General features: G+C 71.5%; 20 protein-coding genes. 14 read left to right on the forward strand and 6 right to left on the reverse strand.

The features are described 5' to 3' along the window. Positions 1 to 52: 52 nt before the first annotated feature. Positions 53 to 1525: a helix-turn-helix domain-containing protein gene (locus ABZ860_RS37425; RefSeq protein WP_357229843.1), complete on the forward strand. Its 1473-nt coding sequence runs from the start codon at positions 53 to 55 to the stop codon at positions 1523 to 1525. A 32-nt stretch (positions 1526 to 1557) separates the two neighbouring features. Here the strand turns inward: ABZ860_RS37425 and ABZ860_RS37430 are convergent, their stop codons facing one another. Further along, positions 1558 to 3435: a propionyl-CoA synthetase gene (locus ABZ860_RS37430; RefSeq protein ID WP_357229845.1), complete on the reverse strand. Its 1878-nt coding sequence runs from the start codon at positions 3433 to 3435 to the stop codon at positions 1558 to 1560. 308 nt (positions 3436 to 3743) lie between these two features. Here ABZ860_RS37430 and ABZ860_RS37435 point away from each other — a divergent pair, with 308 nt between their 5' ends. From ABZ860_RS37435 to ABZ860_RS37445, 3 genes are read left to right on the forward strand one after another with little or no spacing between them, the layout of a single operon-like run. Beyond that, positions 3744 to 4418 (forward strand): response regulator transcription factor, encoded by a 675-nt coding sequence (locus tag ABZ860_RS37435; protein ID WP_357229901.1) that lies wholly within the window; start codon positions 3744 to 3746, stop codon positions 4416 to 4418. 7 nt (positions 4419 to 4425) lie between these two features. Next, the gene (locus tag ABZ860_RS37440) at positions 4426 to 5979 is read left to right on the forward strand and encodes a HAMP domain-containing sensor histidine kinase (RefSeq protein ID WP_357229847.1); all 1554 of its coding nucleotides are present in this window, start codon (positions 4426 to 4428) and stop codon (positions 5977 to 5979) included. Continuing rightward, on the forward strand, positions 5976 to 6455 hold the full coding sequence (locus ABZ860_RS37445; protein WP_357229849.1) for a GerMN domain-containing protein: 480 nt from the start codon (positions 5976 to 5978) through the stop codon (positions 6453 to 6455). Before ABZ860_RS37440 ends, ABZ860_RS37445 begins: the two co-directional genes overlap by 4 nt. Before the next feature lie 194 nt (positions 6456 to 6649). Here the strand turns inward: ABZ860_RS37445 and ABZ860_RS37450 are convergent, their stop codons facing one another. Both ABZ860_RS37450 and ABZ860_RS37455 read right to left on the reverse strand, forming a co-directional pair. Further along, positions 6650 to 7621, reverse strand: a complete 972-nt coding sequence (locus ABZ860_RS37450) for a serine hydrolase (protein WP_357229851.1) — start codon at positions 7619 to 7621, stop codon at positions 6650 to 6652. 883 nt (positions 7622 to 8504) lie between these two features. Continuing rightward, complete coding sequence (locus ABZ860_RS37455; protein ID WP_357229853.1) at positions 8505 to 9104, reverse strand: TetR family transcriptional regulator; 600 nt, start codon at positions 9102 to 9104, stop codon at positions 8505 to 8507. 115 nt (positions 9105 to 9219) lie between these two features. On the opposite strand from ABZ860_RS37455, the gene ABZ860_RS37460 reads away from it, so the two are divergent. From ABZ860_RS37460 to ABZ860_RS37470, 3 genes are read left to right on the forward strand one after another with little or no spacing between them, the layout of a single operon-like run. Next, positions 9220 to 10452, forward strand: coding sequence for an MFS transporter (locus ABZ860_RS37460; protein WP_357229855.1), 1233 nt, complete (start codon positions 9220 to 9222; stop codon positions 10450 to 10452). A gap of 35 nt (positions 10453 to 10487) precedes the next feature. Further along, positions 10488 to 11453 (forward strand): glucosyl-3-phosphoglycerate synthase, encoded by a 966-nt coding sequence (locus ABZ860_RS37465; protein WP_357229903.1) that lies wholly within the window; start codon positions 10488 to 10490, stop codon positions 11451 to 11453. Positions 11454 to 11510: 57 nt separating this feature from the next. Then, complete coding sequence (locus ABZ860_RS37470) at positions 11511 to 12722, forward strand: acyl-CoA dehydrogenase family protein (RefSeq protein ID WP_357229857.1); 1212 nt, start codon at positions 11511 to 11513, stop codon at positions 12720 to 12722. 121 nt (positions 12723 to 12843) lie between these two features. On the opposite strand, the gene ABZ860_RS37475 is transcribed toward ABZ860_RS37470, so the two are convergent. Continuing rightward, complete coding sequence (locus tag ABZ860_RS37475; protein ID WP_357229859.1) at positions 12844 to 13011, reverse strand: hypothetical protein; 168 nt, start codon at positions 13009 to 13011, stop codon at positions 12844 to 12846. 3 nt (positions 13012 to 13014) lie between these two features. Further along, positions 13015 to 13488 (reverse strand): hypothetical protein, encoded by a 474-nt coding sequence (locus ABZ860_RS37480; RefSeq protein WP_357229861.1) that lies wholly within the window; start codon positions 13486 to 13488, stop codon positions 13015 to 13017. 475 nt (positions 13489 to 13963) lie between these two features. Between ABZ860_RS37480 and ABZ860_RS37485 the strand changes: the two genes are divergently transcribed. Next, complete coding sequence (locus ABZ860_RS37485) at positions 13964 to 14491, forward strand: NUDIX hydrolase family protein (protein ID WP_357229905.1); 528 nt, start codon at positions 13964 to 13966, stop codon at positions 14489 to 14491. A 124-nt stretch (positions 14492 to 14615) separates the two neighbouring features. On the opposite strand, the gene ABZ860_RS37490 is transcribed toward ABZ860_RS37485, so the two are convergent. Continuing rightward, positions 14616 to 15788, reverse strand: a complete 1173-nt coding sequence (locus ABZ860_RS37490) for an ROK family transcriptional regulator (protein WP_357229863.1) — start codon at positions 15786 to 15788, stop codon at positions 14616 to 14618. Positions 15789 to 15919: 131 nt separating this feature from the next. Between ABZ860_RS37490 and ABZ860_RS37495 the strand changes: the two genes are divergently transcribed. The 6 genes from ABZ860_RS37495 to ABZ860_RS37520 are packed head-to-tail and all read left to right on the forward strand — an operon-like array spanning position 15920 to position 22643. Further along, on the forward strand, positions 15920 to 17047 hold the full coding sequence (locus tag ABZ860_RS37495; protein WP_357229865.1) for a Gfo/Idh/MocA family oxidoreductase: 1128 nt from the start codon (positions 15920 to 15922) through the stop codon (positions 17045 to 17047). Beyond that, positions 17044 to 18546 (forward strand): sugar ABC transporter ATP-binding protein, encoded by a 1503-nt coding sequence (locus ABZ860_RS37500; protein WP_357229867.1) that lies wholly within the window; start codon positions 17044 to 17046, stop codon positions 18544 to 18546. The genes ABZ860_RS37495 and ABZ860_RS37500 overlap by 4 nt, the downstream gene beginning before the upstream one ends. Beyond that, positions 18543 to 19568 (forward strand): ABC transporter permease, encoded by a 1026-nt coding sequence (locus tag ABZ860_RS37505; protein WP_357229869.1) that lies wholly within the window; start codon positions 18543 to 18545, stop codon positions 19566 to 19568. Before ABZ860_RS37500 ends, ABZ860_RS37505 begins: the two co-directional genes overlap by 4 nt. Further along, positions 19565 to 20569 (forward strand): ABC transporter permease, encoded by a 1005-nt coding sequence (locus tag ABZ860_RS37510; protein ID WP_357229871.1) that lies wholly within the window; start codon positions 19565 to 19567, stop codon positions 20567 to 20569. Before ABZ860_RS37505 ends, ABZ860_RS37510 begins: the two co-directional genes overlap by 4 nt. A gap of 29 nt (positions 20570 to 20598) precedes the next feature. Then, positions 20599 to 21795, forward strand: a complete 1197-nt coding sequence (locus ABZ860_RS37515) for a substrate-binding domain-containing protein (protein WP_357229873.1) — start codon at positions 20599 to 20601, stop codon at positions 21793 to 21795. Then, positions 21792 to 22643 carry a sugar phosphate isomerase/epimerase family protein gene (locus ABZ860_RS37520; RefSeq protein ID WP_357229875.1) on the forward strand — a complete coding sequence of 284 codons (852 nt, stop codon included), beginning with the start codon at positions 21792 to 21794 and terminating at the stop codon, positions 22641 to 22643. Before ABZ860_RS37515 ends, ABZ860_RS37520 begins: the two co-directional genes overlap by 4 nt. The last annotated feature ends 20 nt before the right edge of the window (positions 22644 to 22663 follow it).

Consider the following 22663-nt stretch of genomic DNA (forward strand, 5'->3'; position numbering starts at 1 on the left):
GTGGATCACGTATCGCTGGAAGAAACGCAGATTTTCCGCATAAGATCGGGTCATGACCTCCGTCCTGGGCGAAGAACCGCTGTCTTTGACGCACGAGCTCGATCTCCTGGCTTTCGGCCAGCGGCTCAAGCACCTGCGCAAGCAGCGCGGCCTCACGCTCTCCGAGCTCGGCGAGCGCGTCGGACGAGCGCCCAGCCAGCTGTCGCTGCTGGAGAACGGCAAGCGCGAGCCCAAGCTCTCCCTGCTGAAGTCGCTGGCCGCCGCGCTGAACGTGCCGGTGGAGGAGCTGCTGCGCAGGCAGGCGCCGAACCGGCGGGCCCAGCTCGAGATCGCCCTGGAGGAGGCCCAGCGCGACCCGCTCTACGCGGGGCTCGGGCTGAACCGGCTGAAGGTCTCCTCACGGGTGCCCAACGACGTGCTCGAGCACATCCTGGGCCTGTTCGAGGAGCTCAAGGCCAGAGAGGCGAAGGGCACGGCCACGCCGGAGGAGGCGCGGGCGGCCAACGCCGAGCTGCGGCGCCGGCAGCGCGAGCTGGGCAACTACTTCGAGGAGATCGAGAAGGCCGCCGCCGAGGCCCTGACCGCGGTCGGCTACCGGACCGGCGCGCTGTCGGAGAGCACCGTCCAGGCGCTGGTGTCGCACTTCGGGTTCGCCGTGCACACCGCGCCCGACCTGCCGCGCTCGGCGCGGTCGGTGACCGACCTGCGCAACCGGCGCATCTACGTCAAACGCCAGCAACTGGGCATGCACACGCCGCGTACCGTGCTGCTGCAGACGCTCGGGCACATCGCGCTCCAGCACCACAAGCCGCGCGACTTCGCCGACTTCCTGCGCCAGCGGGTGGAGGCCAACTACTTCGCCGCCGCCGTCCTGGTGCCCGAGGCGGCGGCCGTGCCCTACCTGCGGGAGGCCAAGCAGGACAAGGCGCTGTCCGTGGAGGACCTGCGCGACGTGTTCGCGGTGTCCTACGAGATGGCGGCGCACCGGTTCACCAACCTCGCGACCCGCCACCTCGACCTCGTCTGCCACTTCGTGCGCAACGACGCCGGGGGGATCATCTACAAGGCGTACGAGAACGACGGGATCGTCTTCCCCGCCGACGAGCAGGGGGCGATCGAGGGACAGCGGATGTGCCAGCAGTGGTCGGGCCGCCAGGTGTTCCTCTCACCCGACCGGTTCTCGCTGTACTACCAGTACTCCGACTCGCCCACCGGCACGTACTTCTGCGTGGCCCACGTGGACCCGTCGCAGGAGAAGGACTTCGCGATCACGCTGGGCGTGCCCTACCGGGAGTCGCGGTGGTTCCGCGGGCGCGAGACCACCCACCGCACCAAGTCGAACTGCCCGAACGGCGAGTGCTGCCGCCGCCCGCCGGCCGAGCTCGCGCAGCGCTGGGAGGGCTACGCCTGGCCGTCGGCCCGCGCCAACTCCCACGTGCTCGCCGCGCTGCCGCCCGGGTCGTTCCCCGGCGTCGACGAGGCCGACGTGTACGCGTTCCTGGAGCGCCACGCCGCCCACGGCTGAGCCGTGTCACTGACGGCGGCGGGGGAGGGGCGTCACTCCCGGCGCAGGTGCGGGCGCAGCGAGGCCAGCACTCCCGGGTCCTCGATCGTGGAGGGCACCGGCTCGTCGCGGCCCTCGGCGATCGCGCGCATCGACTTGCGCAGGATCTTGCCCGAGCGGGTCTTCGGCAGGCCGTCCACGATCGTCACCTCCTTCAACGCGGCGACCGGGCCGATGTCGCGGCGCACCGCCGCCACGAGCTCCGCCTGGAGGGTCTCCGGCGCGATGTCCACACCGGCCTTCAGCACCACGAAGCCCCGTGGCACCTGCCCCTTCAGCGAGTCGCGCACACCGATCACCGCGCACTCGGCCACGGCAGGATGCGCGGCCAGCACGGCCTCCATGGAACCGGTGGACAGGCGGTGCCCGGCCACGTTGATCACGTCGTCGGTGCGGCCCATGACGAACAGGTAGCCGTCGGAGTCGACGTAGCCGCCGTCGCCCGTCAGGTAGTAGCCGGGGTAGGCGGACAGGTACGACGCGACATACCGTTCGTCGTCGCCCCACAGCGTCGGCAGGGCGCCGGGCGGCAGGGGCAGCCTGACGCAGATCGCGCCCTCGGCGCCCGGCGGCACCTCCTGCCCCGACGGGTCGAGGATCCGCACGTCGTAGCCGGGCACCGGCACGGTCGGCGACCCGGGCTTGATCGGCATCGGCTCCAGCCCGCGGAGGTTCGCGGCGATGGCCCAGCCGGTCTCGGTCTGCCACCAGTGGTCCACGACCGGCACGCCCAGCTTCTCCGAGGCCCACCGGTGGGTCTCGGGGTCGAGCCGCTCGCCGGCCAGGAAGAGCGTGCGGAACGCCGACAGGTCGTACTTCGCCGTCTCCGCGCCCTCCGGGTCGACCTTCTTGATCGCCCGCATCGCCGTCGGGGCGGTGAACAGCGCCCTGACGCCGTACTGGGAGATCACCCGCCAGAACGCGCCGGCGTCCGGCGTGCCCACCGGCTTGCCCTCGTAGAGCACCGTGGTCGCGCCGGCCAGCAGCGGCCCGTACACGATGTAGGAGTGGCCGACGACCCAGCCGACGTCCGAGGCGGTCCACCACACGTCGCCGGGCCCGATGTCGTACACGTTGGCCATCGACCACGTCAGCGCGACCGCGTGGCCGCCGTTGTCGCGCACCACGCCCTTCGGCCTGCCCGTGGTGCCGGAGGTGTAGAGGATGTACAGCGGGTCGGTCGCCGCCACGTCGACGCAGCCGACCGGCTCGGCCGCCGCCATCAGCTCGTCCCAGTCGACGTCCCGCTCGCCCATCCGGGCCCGCGCGGCGTCGCGCTGGAGCACGACCACCTTCTCCGGAGCGTTCGGCGTGGCCGCGATCGCCTCGTCCACGATCGGCTTGTACTCGACGACCCTGCTCGGCTCGATCCCGCAGGAGGCGCACACCAGCACCTTCGGCGCGGCGTCGTCGATCCGGGCGGCCAGTTCCTTCGGGGCGAACCCGCCGAACACGACCGAGTGCACCGCACCCAGCCGCGCGCAGGCGAGCATCGCGATCACCGCCTGCGGCACCATCGGCATGTAGATCACCACGCGGTCGCCCCGGCCGACGCCGAGGCCGCGCAGCGCCCCGGCGAACCGCGCCACCTGGTCGCGCAGCTCGGCGTAGGTGTACCTCGCGATCGCGCCGGTCACCGGCGAGTCGTAGAGCAGGGCGGGACGCTCGCCGTGCCCGGCGTCCACGTGCCGGTCCAGCGCGTTGTAGCAGGTGTTCAGCTCTCCGTCGGGAAACCAGCGGTAGAACGGCGCGCGGCCGGCGTCCAGCCCGCGCCGGGGGCGGCGCGACCAGGTCACGGCGTCGGCCGCGGCGAGCCAGAAGGCATCCGGATCTTTCAGGCTCGCCGAGTAGGCGTCGCGATAGTCACCCATCATCGATCCCGTCAGTCGTTCGTCCTCCGCGCCCGGGGACGGCGCGGGAGTCACGTCCATCCTGCGTGAGGCGCTCTGCCAGAAGAAGCCCCGGACGTTGTGGTGTGCGGCGCTTTCATGCCGAACTACGATTGACGCCGCATGTGGGCGCGTTGTCAGCCCCATGTCACCGTTCATGACGGCGGCCACCGTCGGCGCGACCGTGACACAACCATGACACGGCGCGGACAAGGTGGGGACACGGCCGGCCGACAGTGGATGGGTTGACCGGCGGGAGAGTTACGGAGCGTGCGGTGAAACCCGGCGGCGTGCCGCGAGTGTTGTTGATCGAGGATGACCCGGCTGTGCGGGAGGGCCTTGAGCTGGCCCTGACCCTGCACGGATACCGGGTGCGGGTGGTGGAGTCCGGTGAGCAGGGGCTGGAGCGGCTGCGTGCGGACCTTCCCGACGTCGTCGTGCTCGATCTGATGTTGCCCGGCATCGACGGGTTCGAGGTCTGCCGCCGCATCCGGGCCGCCCGGGAGGTGCCGATCATCATGCTGACCGCGCGCGGCGACGACATCGACGTGGTGGCCGGGTTGGAGGCGGGCGCCGACGACTACGTGGTCAAGCCGGTGCAGCCGAGGGTGCTCGAGGCGCGCATCCGCGCGGTGCTCCGGCGGATCGGCCGGGACCAGGCGGAGCTGGAGCGGCACGGGGACCTGACCATCGATCGGGCCGCGCTGGTGGTCGCCAAGGGCGGCGTCCCGGTCAGCCTCGCCCCGACCGAGCTGCGCCTGCTGCTCGAGCTCTCCGGCACGCCGGGCCGGGTGCACAGCCGCCAGCAACTGCTGGAGTCGGTCTGGGAGCACGGGTATTTCGGCGACTCGCGTCTCGTGGACGCGTGCGTGCAGCGGTTGCGCGCGAAGATCGAGGACGACTCGGCGGCGCCCGTCTACGTGCAGACGGTGCGCGGGTTCGGGTACCGGTTCGGGCCGGTGTGAGCCGCCGGTGGGATCTCGGCCGAGCCCGGGGCTGCGTGCCCGGCTGCTGTTCGCCTTCGCACTGCTGTGCGTGGTCACCGCGGCGGCGGTGGCCGGCGGGATGTACGTCCAGGCCCGCAACGCCATCCTGCTGCGAACCCAGGATGCCGCGGTGGAGGCGATGAAGAGCCGCCTGGAGGCGGTCTACCCGTTGCGGAGCCCGGCGCCGGGCCCGGACGAACTCGGCGAGATCGCCGGCGCGGTGACCGACCGGTACAGCTCCGCGATCGCCGTCTACCACGAGACGTACGCGCCGGTCAGGCCGCCGCCGCCCGGGGACCGGAGGCCGGGCGGGAACGCGCCGGCCCTGGATCCCGGGGTGATCCCGGACGTGCCGGTCAGGCCGCCGCCGGGAGATCGGACGCTGGGCGGGGACGCGCCGGCCCTGGATCCCGGGGTGATCCCGAAGGGGCTGCGGCGGGCGGTGGCCGGCGGCGACATCGCGTGGCAACGCGTGGTGTGGCAGGACGCGCCCTTCCTGATCATCGGCATGCCGTTACTGATCGTCGACCGGGACCGGACGGCGCGGGTGTCGGGCATCGAGGTCTACGCCGCGCGCAGCCTGCTGCCCGAGCAGGTCAGCGTCGACGAGCTCGCCGCACGCGCCTGGCGCACCGGCGGGGCGGCCCTGGCGTTCGCGGTCGTCCTCGCGTTGCTGGCCACCCGTGGCGTGCTGGGGCCGGTGCGCGAGCTCGGCCGGGCGGCACGCCTGCTGGGCGAGGGCGAGCTGCGGACCAGGATCGCGGTGCGCGGGTCCGACGAGCTGGCCGAGGTGGCGCGCACGTTCAACGACACCGCCGCCGAGCTGGAACGGCACGTCAAGCAGCTGCGCGAGATGGAGGCCGACGCCCGCAGGTTCGTGGCCGATGTGTCGCATGAGCTGCGTACCCCGCTGGCCGCGCTGGCCGCGGTCGCCGACGTCCTGGACGGGGAGGCGGCCCGGCTGCCCGAGCCCGCCGGCAGGGCCGCCCGGCTGGTCAGCCAGGAGACGCTCAACCTCACCGCTCTGGTGAACGATCTCATCGAGATCAGCAGGTTCGACTCCGGCGTGGCGGCCCTCGCGCTGAACGAGGTCGACGTGGCCGAGCTGGTGCACGCGACCCTGCGTGTCCGAGGCTGGTCAGACCTGGTGCACACCGAGCTCGCGGACGCGGTGACGGCGCGGCTGGACCCGCGCCGAGTGGACGTCATCCTCGCGAACCTGGTCGGCAACGCCCTGCGGCACGGCGAGCCACCGGTGTCGGTGCGGCTTCACGCCGATCCGCACTGGATCGCCGTCGAGGTCCGCGACCACGGACCGGGGCTGGACGAAGCGGTGCTGCCGCACGTGTTCGACCGGTTCTACAAGGCCAGCGCGGCCAGGGCCAGGTCCGAGGGCAGCGGCCTGGGCCTTGCGATCGCGCGGGAGAACGCGCGCCTGCACCGAGGCGACCTCACCGTCACCAACGCCCCGGACGGCGGCGCCGTATTCACGCTGCGCCTGCCACGCCGGGCACACGGTCCGGACGGAGGCCCCGAGTGAGGACCGGGCTCGCCGCGGGCCTGGTGGCGCTCGTCGCCGTGGCCGGCTGCGGCGTGCGACCCAGCGGCGTCATCACCGGCGGCGACCCGCCGAGCGGAGCCGTCGCACGCAGCACGGCGATCACCCTCTATCTGGTGAAGAACGGCCGGCTCAGCGCGGTGACGCGGCGGTTCGGCGGTCGTCCGCTGTTCCCGGCGGACACGCTCACGCTGCTGGCGGCCGGGCCCACCGCGGAGGAACAGGCGGACGGACTGACCTCCGACGTCCCGCCCACGGCCGGCCCGTTCTCGGTGACCGCCGGGCCGGCCGGCCACGTGGTGGTGACCCTGTCGGCCGCGGCCGGCGATCTGTCCGCACTGGCCGTCGAGCAGATCGTGTGCACGGCCGCCGCCACGACGCCGCAAAGCCCTGTTCAGGTCACCGTCGTCGGTGCCGGGCAGAGGGTCGGCCCCCGGAACTGCCCGAGGCGACCGTAGCGATCCGTCGGCGTCGCCGAAGGGCCGGCGCGCGTCCCCGGCAACGGTCGTGCGGGTGCTGCGGGGACACGCCGGATGCGCGGCACGAGCTCGGCAGTCCCACCGCGCGGACCTGCGGTTGGACCGCTGCTCCGCGACGTGTCGCGGCTTCGGAAGTGCCCGGCCGCCCGAGAGGGGATGAACGACTGAGCCATTCACGAAATCGGCATGATTTCAGGATTCAGGTATCGCAGCGCCGCCACGATCAACTTCCTGCTCGCGACGAACGCGGCCTCCTTCTTCTCCTCGAGCGTGTCGTCGGGGTCGCCCTGGCGCAGGACCACCCCGAGGATCAGCCGGTCGCGGTCCCCGGAGAGGGGACGGACGGCCCACAGCAGCGCTCCGCCCGCCGCCGTGCTGGTGCCGGTCTTGATGCCGACCACCCTGGGCAGTTCGAGCAGCGTGTTGGTGTTCACGATCTCCCCCGGGATGCCCGGGACGGTGGTCCTGGCGGTGGCGACGATGTCGCGCAGCACAGGGTTCTTCATGGCCTGCCTGGCCAGCTTGAGCTGATCCACCGCCGTGCTGACCGTGGCGGGCTCATATCCGCTCGCCCCGGTGTAGGTGGTGTTCGTCATGCCCAGCTTGGCGGCGGCCGCGTTCATCTTGCGGGCGAAGGCCTGCTCCGAGCCGGCGTCCCAGCGGGCCAGCAGACGCGCGGCGTTGTTCCCCGAGGGGATCAGCATCAGCTCGAGGAGCTGCCGCTCGGTGAAGACCTGGCCTGCGGCGAGCGGCACCGTGGACTCGTCCCGGTTCCCTGACTCGATCGCCGCCTGCCGGTCGACCTGGATGGACGGCCCTGGCTCGTTTCTGCCGAGCGGGTGGTCGCGGAGAATCACCAGAGCGGTCATCACCTTGGTGACGCTCGCGATCGGCACGGGCCGCTGCTCGCCGTACACGCTGAGGCTGTCTGCCCGCCCGGCGACCTCGACCGCCGCCTGCCCCGTCGACGGCCAGGGCAGAGCCCACGGCCAGGCCGAGGTGAACGATGCCGGCGTGGAGTTCGACAACGGCGGTGGCTCGTCCTGGTCCTGTACGCCGGTGTAGACCAGCAGACCCCCGACGGCGAGGGCGGCGGACGCGGTGACGCCGAGCACCCGCGTGAGGGGAGAAAGTCGAGACGGCAAGGGCTCTCACCTCCGAAAGACCGGGGCGCGCTTCCCGCGCCCGTGTGGGTCGTGCGTAGGGACGGCGCTCATGGGCGGGCAGCGGTGATCGACGGCTTCGGGGCGCAGGTCTAGCGCCATGGGGCACGAACGCCGAGGGCGGCAGGAGTACGGCGAGCACCGGCGTGACCGCGGCGTGCAGCCGGTCACGGGGTCGAAGCGGGATGATTTGTGGCTCGTCCATGCCGAACCACGATCGACGCGGCATGTGCGCGCGTCGTCCGCCGAATGTCACCGTTCGTCGACGGCTGCCACCGTCGGCGAGAGCGTGACGCGACCATGACACGGCGCGGACGAGGTGCGGACGAGACGGGGACGAGCTGGGGACACGGCCGCTCGGCAGGGGACGGGTTGACCGGCGAGTTAAGGAGCGCGCGGTGATACGCGGCAGCAGGAAGCCGGCACGCCGTTCCGTGCGGTGGCCGTCGTGCAGCCGGCGCGGCAGGACAAGGTGAAGCGGCAGGGCAAGGTGAAGCGGCAGGGCAAGGTGAAGCGGCAGGGCAAGGTGAAGCCGCCGGAGGCGGTGGGAACCCATCTGACGGGTTTCGCCAAGGAGGCCGCCGAGCAGATGACCATCCACCACCTGCTCTCCCGTGCCTCCGGGCTGAACTCCCCGGAGGAGGACCTGCACCGCATCGTCCAGAGCCCGGAGAGGAGGCGCAGGAGTTCTACGAGCGGTTGGTCCGGCCGTCGTGGATGGTGGCACCCGTCGGCGGGCGCCGGTCAGTTCCCGACGGCGCCGGTCAGTTCCCGACGGCGCCGGTCAGTTCCCGACGGCGCCGGTCAGTTCCCGACGGCGCCGGTCAGTTCCCGACGGCGGGCGCTCACCTCGCGACGGCGGGCGTCATTTCTCGACGGCGGCGCGGACGAAGTCCACGAGGTGCTCGCGCAGCGCCTCGCGCCCCTCGGGGGTCGCCGCCTCCTCACCGACCGTGATCCGGGCGAGCTGCGGCATGACGCTCGGCCACATCGCCATGCCCACCAGCGAGAACACCATCCGGGCGACCGAAGCGTCCGGCTCCCGGTCGAGGCCCTCGGCGAGCGATTCGGTCTTCGACCGGCACTTGTCCACCCTGAGCTCCTGGCCGGGCAGCAGGTCGTCCTCACCCCGGTAGTGCAGCGCCTCCCACATCAGCAGGCGTACCAGGTCGGGGTGGGTGGAGTAGAAGTCGAAGAGGTTGCCGACGTACTCCGCCGGGTCCTTGCCCGGCATCGCCACCGCCGCGGCGACCTCGTCGAGCGCCGCCTTGATGACGGTGTCGAACAGCTTCTCCTTGCTGCCGAAGTGCCCGTAGATGCGCTCCTTGTTGACCCCGGCCCGCTCGGCGATGCGGTCCACCCGGGCGCCCGCCACGCCGTACGCCGCGAACTCCGTCCGCGCGGCCTCCAGCAGGGCGGCCTTGGTGGCGGCGGTGGGGTCTTTGGCGTCTTTGCGGGGCGACATCGGCTTCCTCCGTGTTCGCGAGCGGACGGGGCTCGGGGGCGGACCCCAGCATACCCATTGCAGCCACCAACTAGTTGGTTGACAGCCAACTGGTTGGTTGGCTACCGTCCTCGCCATGAACACATCGACTCCCGTCGTTCCGGCACCGGCAGCCCCCGAGGCACCGGCCGCACCCGCCGCAGCACGCGAGACGTACGCGCCGATGTGGCGCACCGTGGCCGCGTTCGTGCCTGCCGGGCTCCTCGCCACCGGGCACCTCTACGTCGTGATCCCCCTGCTGGCTCAGATGTCGGCCGACTGGGGCGCCCCCGCCGCCGTCCTCACCTGGCTCGTCAGCGCCTTCGGCCTCGGCTACGCGGGCGGCTTCCTGGTGTTCGGCCCGCTGTCCGACCTGTACGGCAGGCGCCGCGTGATGACCTGGGGCATGGCGGCCACGGCGGTGACGACCGCGCTGGTCGCGCTGAGCCCCGGCCCCGGGGCGGCGCTCGCCCTTCGGGTGGTCGAAGGCGTCACCACCGCCGTCTTCGCCCCCACCGCGTTCGCGTACATCGCCGAGCGCGTCGAACCCCGCCGCCGGGCCGTCATGATGTCCTCCGTGGTCAGCGCGCTGTTCGCCTCGGCCGTGGTCGCGCAGCTCGCCGCGAAGGCGCTCGTCGACCTGCTCGGGTGGCGGCCGGTCTTCCTGCTCGGCGGCGCCGCGTTCGCCGTCGTGGCCGTGGTGCTGCGCCGGGTGATGCTGCCCGACACCGCCCGCCGTGCCGGAGCGAACCCCTACGCCGTCGTCCCGGCGCTGCTGCGCACCCCGCGCCTGGTCCTGGTGTATGCCGCCACGCTGACGATCCTCGGCGCCTTCGTCGCCCTCTACACCGCGTTGCAGCTCGAAGGCCCCGCGGGCATCGCCGGGGACCCCTCCGCGCTGCTGACGCTGCGCGCCACCGCGCTGCCGGCGATCGTCGCCATCCCGTTCGTCACGCCCTACCTGGCCAGGATCTCCCCGGCCCGCAGGGCGGCGCTGGCCCTCGGGCTCGCCGCGGTGGTCGCGCTGGTGGTCGGGCTGGCCGCCCCCGGTGTCGCCGCGCTGGCGGTGCTGCTGGCCGTCTTCGCCTTCGCGATCGGCGTCGGCGCCCCCGCCGTGATCGAGACCGTCGGCCTGCTGGCCGGCCCCGCGCGGGGCACGGCCGTCTCCCTGTTCACCTTCTTCCTGTTCACCGGGGCCAGCATCGGACCGGTCGTGGCCTCGGCCGCCGCGCCGTACGGCTTCGCCGCCCTCATGTACGGCGTGGCGGGGGTGCTCGCGCTGGGAGGGGGGCTCGTGCTGATCGCCTCCTCCGGCCGCCGCATAAGGTGATGCCAGTGAACGTGGCGGACAGGGGGAGGACGGGCGTGCTGCCTGAGGTGGAGGCCTGGCTGAGTCGGCGTACCTCGTCGGCGGCCGACTGGCCGGCCCGCGCCCTGCTGTCCGCCAAGGGAGGCGCCACGATCTCGGTGGTGCTGCCCGCGAGGAACGAGGAGGAGACGGTCGGGCAGATCGTCTCCGCCGTGCGGCGCGACCTCGTCGAGGCCGTGCCGCTCGTGGACGAGCTGGTCGTGATCGACTCCCGGTCGTCGGACGACACGGCGGCCCGCGCGTTACGCGCCGGGGCGAAGGTGTTCGCGCAGGACGAGATCCTGCCCGAGCTGCACGATCCGCGCTACGACGGCAAGGGCGAGGCGCTGTGGAAGTCCCTCGCGGTGACGACCGGCGACCTGGTGGTGTTCGTCGACGCCGACCTGCGCGAGTTCCGGACCTCGTTCGTGACCGGCCTGCTGGGGCCCCTGCTGGCCGACCCCGCGGTCGGATACGTGAAGGCGTGCTACGACCGGCCGCTGCTCGGAGCGACGGAGCCGAACGCCGGGGGCAGGGTCACCGAGCTGGTCGCCCGGCCGCTGCTCAACCTGCACTGGCCGCTGCTCGCCGGGTTCGTGCAGCCGCTCGCGGGCGAGTACGCCGGCCGCCGCGCGGTCCTGGAACGGGTGCCCTTCGTCACCGGGTACGGCGTGGAGCTGGGGCTCCTCATCGACCTCCTGGACATGGTGGGGCTCGACGCGCTCGCCCAGGTCGACCTGGGCCGCCGGGTCCACTCCCACCAGTCGACCGAGGCGCTCGGCGGGATGGCCGGGCAGATCATGCACACCGCCTGGGCGCGGCTGGAGCGCCAGGACAAGATCGTTCCCTTGCACGAGCCGTCCGCGCGGCTCGTCCAGTTCGAACGCGGTCCCGCCGGGCACCGCCCGCTGACGCGGGACGTCGGGGTGGCCGAGCGACCGCCGATGGCCACCATCCCGCAGTACGCGTCGCGGCTGCGCTGATCGGCTTCTTCCGCCGAGGTGTTACCGTTGGTAACACCAAGGAGAGGAGAGCCCCCGATGACCTTCTGCCCCGAGTTGAGCGACGACCTCCGCGAACTGCGCGACTGGGTCCACGAGTTCGCCCGGGACGTCATCCGCCCGGCCGGGGCGGAGTGGGACGAGCGCGAGGAGACGCCCTGGCCGGTCATCCAGGAGGCCGCCAAGATCGGGCTGTACTCGCTGGACTTCTTCGCCCAGCAGTGGTTCGAGGAGTCGGGGCTCGGCCTGCCCGTGGCGTTCGAGGAGTTGTTCTGGGGGGACGCCGGGATCGGCCTGTCGATCGTGGGCACCGGCCTCGCCGCCGCCTCCATCGCCGCGAACGGCACGCCCGAGCAGATGGGCGAGTGGCTGCCCGAGATGTTCGGCACTGCCGACGACGTCAAGCTCGGCGCGTTCTGCTCCTCGGAGCCGGACGCCGGCAGTGACGTCGGCGCGATCAGGACGCGGGCCGTCTACGACGAGGCGAAGGACGAGTGGGTCCTCAACGGCGTGAAGACCTGGGCCACCAACGGCGGCATCGCCAACGTCCACGTCGTCGTCGCCACGGTCGACCCCTCCCTTGGCACCCGGGGCCAGGCGTCCTTCGTCGTCCCGCCGGGCACGCGCGGCCTGTCCCAGGGGCAGAAGTTCAAGAAGCACGGCATCCGCGCCTCGCACACCGCCGAGGTCGTGCTCGACGACGTACGGGTGCCCGGCCGGTGCCTGGTGGGCGGCAAGGAGAAGCTGGACGAGCGGCTCGCCCGGGTGCGCGCCGGCGCGCGGTCCGGCGAGCAGGCCGCGATGCGGACCTTCGAGACCACCCGCCCGCTCGTCGCCGCCATGGCCGTCGGCGTCGCCCGTGCGGGCTTCGAGTACGCCCGCGACTATGCCCGCGAGCGTGAGCAGTTCGGCCGCAAGATCGGGGAGAACCAGGCGGTCGCGTTCCTGCTGGCCGACATGGCCACCCGGGTGGACATCGCCCGGCTGATGACCTGGCGGGCGGCGTGGATGGCCCGGCACGGCCGGCGGCTCGAGCAGGCGGAAGGGTCGATGAGCAAGCTGGTCGCGAGCGAGACGGCCGTCTGGACGACCGAGCAGGCCATCCAGATCCTCGGCGGGGCCGGCTACACCCGTGAGCACCCGGTCGAGCGCTTCCACCGCGACGCCAAGATCTTCACGATCTTCGAGGGCACCAGCGAGATCCAGCGCCTCATCATCGGCCGCTCCGTCACCGGCCTCCCCGTCCGCTGACCCACCCCCACCTCCTGCTGGCCCACGTCCAGGCCCCTGTTCCGTTCCTGTTCCGTTCCTGTTTCGTCCGAGACGGAGCGCGGGCGGAACAGGCGGTCACCGATCGCCCGATCGATCGCGGTCATCCGTCGATGACCGCGATCGGCTCGCCGGAGACCCTGTCGGCGATCCTCCGCTCTGCCAGCGGTGCTTTCAGCCGGAATTCCACGAGTAATGCGATCTGACCGACAAGAAGCAGGCTTATAGCGGTCCTGCTCGCAATGGAAGCCGGCGCATTCAGCCTTTTCATCGGTCAGCCCCTCAACAACAGGCCCGTTCCGAGAACGACGATGACGACGGCTATTCGTATCACCCAGTGGAAGTGGCGCCGATGGCCGTCTTCGATAATCCCTGCGCGCTGATAACTCTGCGCGACGGAGAGGGCCTGCATGGCGATGGTCAGGCCGATCCCGACCGAGACGACTGTGAGGGTCGCGTCCGAGCGGATAATCGATTCGGCCAGCTTGTGTGATCCCGCTTTGCTGCCCGCGACCACCAGGGCCGCCATCTCGAGCACAGTCAGCACCGAAAGGAATATGGTCTGCACGGCCAGGATGAACAGAAACTGGTTGGCTAATCTCCGCCCCTGATCCGGGGACATCTTCTTCCGCGACTCCGTGCCGACGATTCGCCAGGCCTCGTATGCGCCGCGATATTCCACGATCACGGCAAGCAGGACCACCGGAATCACCTGTGCCAGCAGACCGGCGTAACTGGACGTGTCCATCAGTGGATTCTTCTCCCGACGTCCTGCCTGTGAGGGAACGGGAGCCCATCTTGCCAGACAAAGGAGAGCAGGATCGATCTTGGCCGGGGCGGCTGATAGCAGACATCAGTGACGGGCCGGTCGAACGCATAACCTCTAACCTCATGCCGCGCCGGCGCCGAATCGTAGCCCCTGCCGGCCGCGCGGTCGACGGCGAGCGGGCGTCCTGCGGGAGCGACGGCGCGGTGCAGGTCTTCCGTGACTACCGCCGCAAGGTGCCGGCGCGTCCGCCGGGAGGTCCTCGCCGGTCTTCCGCCCGCCGCGCATCCCGACGACGTGAAGCGTCTCGCCTGGCGGCACGCCGACACGGTCCGTGCCCCGCGGCGGCCCCGCCGTCCGGGTCTGACGCCGAGCCGATCGGGGGAGGCCCGGCGCGGGTTGTGCGGACCTGCGAGCCGCCCCCCGCCTGGGCAAGTACGATCGACCCGTGACCGAAATGACCGAAACGACGCCAGGCTGGCTCGCTCCCGACGAGATCGAGTCGGTGCGGGGCCGGATGCCGATCCTGTACGTGGACGCCGTGCCGGTGCGGGTGGACGACACAGGCACCGTGACCCGGGTCGGCCTGCTGCTGCGGATCGGCGCCGACGGCACCGTGAGCCGGGCGCTGGTGTCCGGGCGGGTGTACTACCACGAGCGCATCCGCGACGCGCTCCTGCGCCATCTGGAGAAGGACCTCGGGCCGGTGGCGCTGCCGAGCGTGCCGGTCTCACCGACGCCGTTCACCGTGGCGGAGTACTTTCCCACCCCGGGGGTCACGCCGTTCCACGATCCCCGCCAGCACGCGGTCTCGCTGGCGTACATCGTCCCGGTGCGGGGGGACTGCCGGCCCCGGCAGGACGCACTGGACCTGGAGTGGTTCACGCCCGAGGAGGCCGCCTCTCCGATCGTGCAGCAGGAGATGACCGGCGGCCAGGGCGTGCTGCTCAAGCAGGCGCTCGCCCACGTGGGCCGCCTGCCCTGATCGGTCATTCCTCCGCCCAGGAAGGGCCGACGCCCGCACCAGGCGTTCCTGCCAGTCGCCGCGCCGCCTTTCACCTGAGGATGTTCGGTGCTGGATCCCGCTCGGCGTACCTCTCCGGCAATCTCTAGGCCAGCTCGCGGTCCAGCGTGGTGGGAGAAAGGGCGTGCTGGACGACCATCGCAGCGGCACCGACGACGCCCGCGTTCTCGCCGGCCCGTGAGATGACGATGCGCAAGCGCTCCGTGGCCAGCGGCAGCGATCGACGGTAGATCGACTCCCGCACGCCCGCCAGCAGCATCTCGCCGGCCTGTGCGAGCGCCCCGCCGACCACGATCAGCGATGGGTTGAACAGGCTGACGCCGGCGGCCAGCACCTCGCCGATGTCCCGGCCGGCCTGCCGCACCGCCTGGCCGGCGACCGGGTTGCCGGCCTGCAGGAGGGCCACGACGTCGGCGTTGGTCGTCGCGTCGAGGCCGGCGGCGCGGAGCTTGGCGGCGATGGCGGGCCCGCTGGCCACGGCCTCCAGACAGCCGCTGTTGCCGCAGCGGCAGCGCACGTCGCCGGCGTGCGGGGCGAGGATGTGCCCCAGGTCGCCGGCCGCGCCGACGTCGCCTCGATGCAACTGGCCGTTGCTGATCAGACCGGAGCCGATGCCGGTCGCGACCTTGACAAAGATCATGTTCTCTGCGTCGGGGAAGCAGCGGACATGCTCCCCGAGCGCCATCAGGTTGACCTCGTTGTCCACCAGGACCGGCACGGCGAAGTCGGCGGCGATCCGCGCGGGCACGTCGTATCCGTTCCAGCCCGGCATGATGGGCGGGTGGGCCGGTTTGCCGGTCGAGTGCTCGACCGGGCCGGGCAGCCCGACGCCGACGCCGGCCACGGGAGCGGTGGCGCCGTGCTCGGCGCGCATCCGACGCCAGGTGTCGATGAGCAGGCCCAGCACCGCGTCAGGGCCGTCGGCGATGTCCAGCGCGAGCCTCTCGACGGCCAGCGGCTCACTGGTCAGGTCGGCGATGGCGACGGTGGCGTGGGTGGCCCCGACGTCTGCCGCCAGCACCACTCGCGCGCGGGCGTTGAACACGAACCTGCTCGCGGGCCGGCCGCCGGTGACGGCGTTGTCGCCCCACTCCGCGACCAGCCCGGCGTCCATGAGCGCGTCGAGGCGCAGGCGGATGGTCGACCGGGCCAATCCGGCCTCGGCCGCCAGCTCGGTGCGGGTGCGCGCCTGCCCGTCCCGCAGCAGCCGAAGCAGCTCGCCAGGAGACGTCGATGTGGCGCTTTGCCCGTGGCTCACGCCTCAATTAAAGCGAAGCGGCCGTAGTCCGTCGGCAGCAGCGGGCACTTGAGACGTCGATCATAAAAAGTTATGGCGTTTGAGGGGAAACTTTCGTTGACCATCGACATAAGTTGACTTACTTTCAACGCATGTCTGTGACCGATCTATTACGGGCGCCCGGTGGGGCCGGGCCCGAGCAACCGCCGCTGCGCGTGGCGGTTGTGGGCGCGGGGTTCATGGGACAGGTGCACGCGGAGGCGGCCCGGCACGCCGGGGCGAGCGTCGTGGCAGCGGTGGCGTCCCGCCCCGAGGGGGCCGCCATCGCAGCACGCGCGGTCGGCGCGGACGAGGGCTACCGGGATCTGGCGGCCCTGCTCGACGACGCCGAGATCGACGTGCTGCATGTCTGTACACCTAATGCGTCGCATGCCGCCGTCGCCGCCGCCGCGCTCGCCGCCGGTGTGCACGTCATCTGCGAAAAGCCGCTTGCCATCGGGAGCGCGGAGGCCGTCGCGCTCGTCGCGGCCGCCGGCGATCGGGTGGCCACGGTGCCCTTCGTCTACCGCTTCCACCCCATGGTCCGTGAGTTGCGGGCGCGGCTGGCCGCGGGGGAGGCCGGCGTCGTCGCGAGCGTGACCGGCGGCTACCTCCAGGACTGGCTGTCCCGCCCGTCAGACGACGACTGGCGGGTGGATGCCGCGCTCGGCGGGCCGTCGCGGGCGTTCGCCGACATCGGTTCGCATTGGTGCGACCTTTTCGAGTTCGTTACGGGCGACCGGATCGCGCGCCTGTCGGCGCGTACCGCGGTCGTGCACGAGCGTGCCGGCAGGAACGGGAAGGCCACGGAGGACCTGGCCTCCGTGCACTTCACCACCGCCGCCGGCATGGTCGGCACTCTTGTGGTGTCGCAGGTCGCCGCGGGTCGCAAGAACCGGTTGCACCTGGAGCTCTCCGGCACCGAGGCGAGCTTCGGCTTCGACCAGGAGGACCCGGAGCGGTTGTGGGTCGGCCGGCGCGAGGGCGGCCAGACGCTGCTGCGTGACCCCGGAACGCTGCACCCCTCCGCCGCGCGCTACGTCCGGCTGCCGGCCGGGCACGCGCAGGGCTACCAGGACTGCTTCAACGCGTTCGTCGCCGACACCTACCGGGCGGTGCGCGGCGAGGACGTGCCGGACGGCCTGCCCACGTTCGCGGACGGCCTGCGCGGCGTCCGGATCACCGAGGCGGTGCTGGCCTCGGCGGCCGCGGACGGCGCATGGAGAGAGGTGCCGGCATGACGCCAGGCATCGCGACCAACGTGCGGCTGAGGGGGATCTCCAAGTCCTTCCTCGGCGTGCCGGTGCTGCAGGGCGTGGATCTGGAGCTGCGCGGGGGTGAGGTGCACGCGCTGATGGGTGAGAACGGCGCGGGCAAGTCCACGCTGCTCAAGGTTCTGGCCGGGGTGCACCGCCCGGACGGCGGCACCATCGAAGTCGACGGCGCGGAGGTGTCCTTCGCCGGTCCGACCGACGCGCAGCGGGCCGGCATCGCGATCATCCACCAGGAGTTCACCCTGCTACCGCATCGCAGCGTCGCCGAGAACGTCTACCTCGGCCGCGAGCCCGTGCGGGGGATGCGGGTCGACCGGCGGCGTATGGTGGCCGACACCCGCGAGCTGCTGGACTGGCTCGGCGAGGACGGGATCGATCCAACCGACGCCGTGTCGTCGTTGTCGGTCGCCCAGCGGCAGGTCGTGGAGATCGTCAAGGCGCTGTCGACCGACGCCCGGGTGCTGGGCATGGACGAGCCGACCGCAGCCCTCGCCGATCACGAGGTCGAACTGCTCTACGACCTGGTGCGCCGGCTGCGGGAGCGGGGCATCGCGATCCTCTACGTCTCGCACCGTATGCGAGAGGTGTTCGACCTCTCCGACCGGATTACCGTGCTCAAGGACGGCCGGTTCGTCACCTGCGCCCCGACCGGCGAGCTGACCTCCGAGGCCCTCGTCCGGCACATGGTGGGCCGCGACCTGGGCGAGTATTACCCGGACCGGGCCGCCCCCGGCGACCTCGGGCCGGTCCGTCTCGCGTTGCGCGACGCCGGCAACGACCGCGTCCATGAGCTGAACCTCGAGGTGCGCGCCGGAGAGATCGTCGGACTGGCCGGGCTGCAGGGCTCGGGCCGCTCGGCGGTCGCACGCGCGGTGTTCGGCGTCGAGCCGTTCACCCGGGGCGTGCTGGAGGTGGACGGGGTGGCACAGCGGGTCACCCGGCCCCGGATCGCGGTGCGCCTCGGGATCGCGCTGGTCACCGAGGACCGCAAGGGGGAGGGGCTGGCACTCCGCCAGTCCGTACGCGACAACACGCTGCTGGTACGCCGCGCCGCGCTGCCTGGCGCACGCTCCCGCGCGAAGTCGGACGTCAAGGCGTTGCTCGACATGGTGACCGTGGTGGCCCAGGGCGAGCACCAGGAGGTGCGCTTCCTGTCCGGCGGCAACCAGCAGAAGGTCGTGCTCGCCAAGTGGCTGGCGGTCGAGCCGAAGGTGCTGGTCGTCGACGAGCCGACGCGTGGCATCGACGTCGGCGCGAAGCGGGCCGTACACGAGCTGCTGCGTGATCTCGCGAGGCGCGGCGTGGCGGTGCTGATGATCTCTTCGGAGCTCCCCGAGCTGATCGGGATGAGCGACCGGATCCTCGTCATGCACGACGGTGCGCTCGCCGGTGAGCTGCCCGCCGGCGCGAGCGAGGAGGCCGTGATGGCGTTGGCCACCGGGCACCGGGCCGGTGAGGCGGCGTGAGCGCTCTCGAGGAGAAAACTGCACCGGTCACGCCGAAGGTCACGCGGCCCGCGGTTCACCGGCGACTCACCCCGGTCGCCATCGTCTACATCGCACTCGCCGCGCTGCTGATCGTCGGCAGCGTGCTCGTCGGGCTCCGCGGGGAGGTCCTCCTCGACCAGGGCGGCATCCTCAACATCCTCACCCGGGCCACCGCGCTCGGCCTCGTCGCGATAGGACAGACGATGGCGATCCTCACCGGATCCCTCGACCTGTCCGTCGCCTACCTCGTCGGCCTCACCTCACTGATCGCTGCGGAGACGATGGCCGGGCGGGACGGCATGATCGTGCCCGGCGTGCTGCTCGCGCTCGGCGTGGCCGCCGGCGTCGGTCTGGTCAACGGGCTGGTCATCACCGTCCTCAAGGCCAACGCGTTCATCGCGACGCTGGGCGTGGCGCTGATCCTGCGCGGCTACCTCGAGGACAACTACTCCGGCCCGGCCGGCGACGTACCGCGTGGCTTCCAGCACCTCGGCTACGACCGGATCGGCCCGGTGCCGGTCGCGGCGCTGCTCATGCTGGCCGTCGCCGCCCTGTCCTGGTGGTACCTGTCGCGGACCCGCCCCGGTTACCACATGTACGCCGTGGGCGGCGACATCGAGGTGGCCCGGCTATCGGGCGTGCCGACCCGCCGGGTCATCGTCACCGCGCACGTGCTGTGCTCGGTCGCCGCCGGCCTCACCGGGATCTACCTCGCCAGCCGGCTCGGATCGGGCGCCCCGTACGTCGGCACCGACGCCGGGTACGACCTGGAGTCGATCGCGGCCGTTGTGCTCGGCGGGACGCTGCTCGCCGGTGGGAGGGGCGGCGTCGTCGGCACCATCGGCGGCGTCTTCATCCTGGCCACCCTGGACACGATCTTCGACGACCTCGAGGTCGATCCGTTCTTCAAGGACGTGGTGCGCGGCGTCGTGCTCGTGACCGCGGTCGCGCTCTACGCCCGGCGCATGACGGCCAATCGCGCACGCGGGAGGTTGACATGACCTGGCGTCCTCGCCTGGCCGAGGGCACCGCGCCGGTGCTCGTCGTGCTCCTTCTGCTGCTCGCCGGCCTGGCGATCGTAGGGCCGGCCTATGACGAGCCGTCCGGTTACCTGGCGCTCCTCAAACGTGCCGCGCCGCTCATGGTCCTCGCGATCGGGCAGTACTTCGTCATCGTCTCCGGCGGATTCGACCTGTCGGTCGGCGCGCTGGTGACCGCCGGCGTGGTCATCGCGGCCAGGCTCATCAACGGGAGCGAGTCGGCGACGGTGTGGGTGATCCTGCTCGTGCTCGGGTTCGGCCTGCTCGTCGGCCTGGTGAACGGTCTGGTCACGACGAAGCTCCTGGTGCCGTCGTTCATCGTCACGCTCGGCATGCTGCTCGTGCTCGACGGCGCGATCTTCCTGTGGACCGGTGGCGCGCCACGCGGCGCGCTGTCCGCCGGGTTCCGGGTGTTCGGGCGCGGTGCCGTGGATGTCCCGGTGCTCGGCAAGGTCCCGTGGTCGGTGCTCATCCTGCTGGCGGTCCTGGTGGCGGCGGCGCTGTTCATGCGCGGCGGCACCGGCCGGGCGCTGGTCGCGGCCGGCGACAACGAGGCCGCCGTGCGCCTTTCCGGTGGCCGTGTCGGCCGGCTCCGGCTGCTCGCGTTCGTCCTCTCCGGGCTGCTCGCCGCGGTCGCCGCGATCCTGCTCGGCGGGTTCGCCAGCGTCTCGGCGCAGGTCGGCAACGGCCTGGAATTCCGGGCGATCACCGCGGTCGTGCTGGGCGGCGTGCTCCTCGGCGGCGGGCGCGGGTCGGTCGTCGCGGCCGCCGCCGGCGCACTGTCCCTGGAGGCCCTGTTCACGCTGCTGAACCTGCTCGGCGTCAGCGGCGCCCTCGAGTCGGCCGTACAGGGCGTGATCATCATCGCCGCCGTCGCCTACGCCGCCCTCGGCAGCGACGTACGGCAGCGGCTGCGGTTGTGGCCGAAACAGCGGAACCCCCCGCAACCCGTCTCCTCCTGAAGTCCCCCCTAATAAGGAGATCAATGATAATGATCAATAGATTGGCCATAGTGGTCGTGGTGGGCGCGCTCGCGTTCGCCGGGTGCTCAAGCGACCTGCCCGACGACAAGGCCCCGAGCGGGGGATCACCCAGTTCGAACGAGGCATCGTCCAGTTCGGACGCGGGCACGTCCAAGTTCTTCGATCAGGCCGAGTACGACCGCCAGCTGGCGTTCCGTAACGCCACGCCGGAAGGCCCGGCCGGCAAGCCGTGGGAGCAGATGCTCCAGCCGGAAATGGTCGACACCGCGAAGTTCGCGAAGCCGGGCGGGAAGTACACCTTCTGTTTCTCCAACGCCTCGGTGGACAACCCCTGGCGGCAGGTGGGTTACAAGACCATGCAGCAGGAGGTGAAGCTGCACCCGGAGATCACCAAATTCACCGTTCTGGACGCGGAGGCGAAGGACGACAAGCAGATCAGCGACATCCAGTCGCTGTCGGGCCAGAACTGTTCCGCGATCATCATCTCGCCGAACACCACCGCCACGCTGACGCCGGCCGTCGAGCAGGCGTGCAAGACCGGCGTGCCGGTGATCGTGTTCGACCGAGGCGTCAACACCGACTGCCAGGCCACCTTCATCCACCCCATCGGCGGCTTCGCCTTCGGCGCGGACGGCGCGGAATTCCTGAAGGAGAAGGTCAAGCCGGGCGGCAAGGTCCTCGCTCTGCGCATCCTGCCGGGCGTGGACGTGCTCGAGCAGCGCTGGGCGGCCGCCAACCAGATTTTCGCCGGCAGCGAGCTCAAGGTGGTCGGCGTGAAGTTCACCGACGGCGACGCGGCCAAGACCAAGAGCATCGTGACCGACTACATCCAGCGCGAGGGTCAGATCGACGGCGTGTGGATGGACGCCGGTGCCACCGCCGTCGCCGCGGCGGAGGCGTTCCAGGACGCCGGGGTCGCTGTGCCCGCCATCGTCGGCGAGGACCAGCAGGACTTCCTGCGGCTGTGGGCCGACGAGGGACTGACCGCGGTCGCGCCGACCTATCCCACCTACCAGTGGCGGACTCCGATCATCGCGGCGCTGAAGATCCTCAAGGGCGAGCAGGTGCCGAAGGAGTGGGTGCTCCCGCAGCCGCGGATCACCGGCGACACCGTCAAGGAGTACGTCAAACAGGACATGCCGCCATTGCACTACGCGATGTGCGGGTGCGAGGGCATGCCGGGCTACCCCGGGCCCTGGAAGTGACCAGACATCCGCTCGGGGTCAACACCTGGGTGTGGACCTCTCCGCTGACCGACGCGACCTTGGCCGCCCTCGCCGCCAAGGTCGCTGGGTGGGGCTTCGACGTGCTCGAACTCCCGGTGGAGAACCTGGGCGACTGGGAGCCGGGACGGGCCGCTCGGGTGCTCGCCGATCACGGTCTCGGCGCTGCCGTATGCCTGGTGATGCCGGCCGGTCGTGAGCTGGCCGCGGCCGACCCGGCCACCATCCGGTCCACACAGGACTATTTGTTCGGCGTGGTGGACGCCGCCGCGACGGTCGGCTCGCCGGTGATCGCCGGGCCGGCGTACGCCTCGGTCGGCCGGACCTGGCGGATGTCACCCGCCGAGCGGGCCTCGGCGTACGCGCAACTGCGGGACAGCCTCGCCCCCGTGGTCGAGTACGCGGGCGCGGCCGGCGTGACGGTGGCCGTCGAACCGCTCAACCGCTACGAGACGAGCCTGCTCAACACCATCGGCCAGACCCTCGATGCGATCGATGACCTACCGCACTGCGGCGTCGCGCTGGACCTCTACCACCAGAACATCGAGGAGACGGACATCCCGGCGGCGATCCGCGCGGCCGCCGGCCGGGTGGCACACGTCCAGGTGTGCGGCAACGACCGCGGCACACCCGGCGCCGGCCACCTGGACTGGCCGGCCATCCTCGCCGCGATCGACGACGCGGGCTACGCCGGCCCGCTGTGTATCGAGTCGTTCACGGCGGAGAACGCGACGATCGCGACAGCCGCCTCCATCTGGCGTCCACTCGCCGTGAGCCAGGACGCGATCGCCGTGGACGGGCTCGACTTCCTGCGGGGGGTGATGCCCTAGACCCGACGGCCGACTCGACA

It is taken from the genome of Microbispora sp. NPDC046973, from assembly GCF_040644495.1.
GTDB lineage: Bacteria > Actinomycetota > Actinomycetes > Streptosporangiales > Streptosporangiaceae > Microbispora.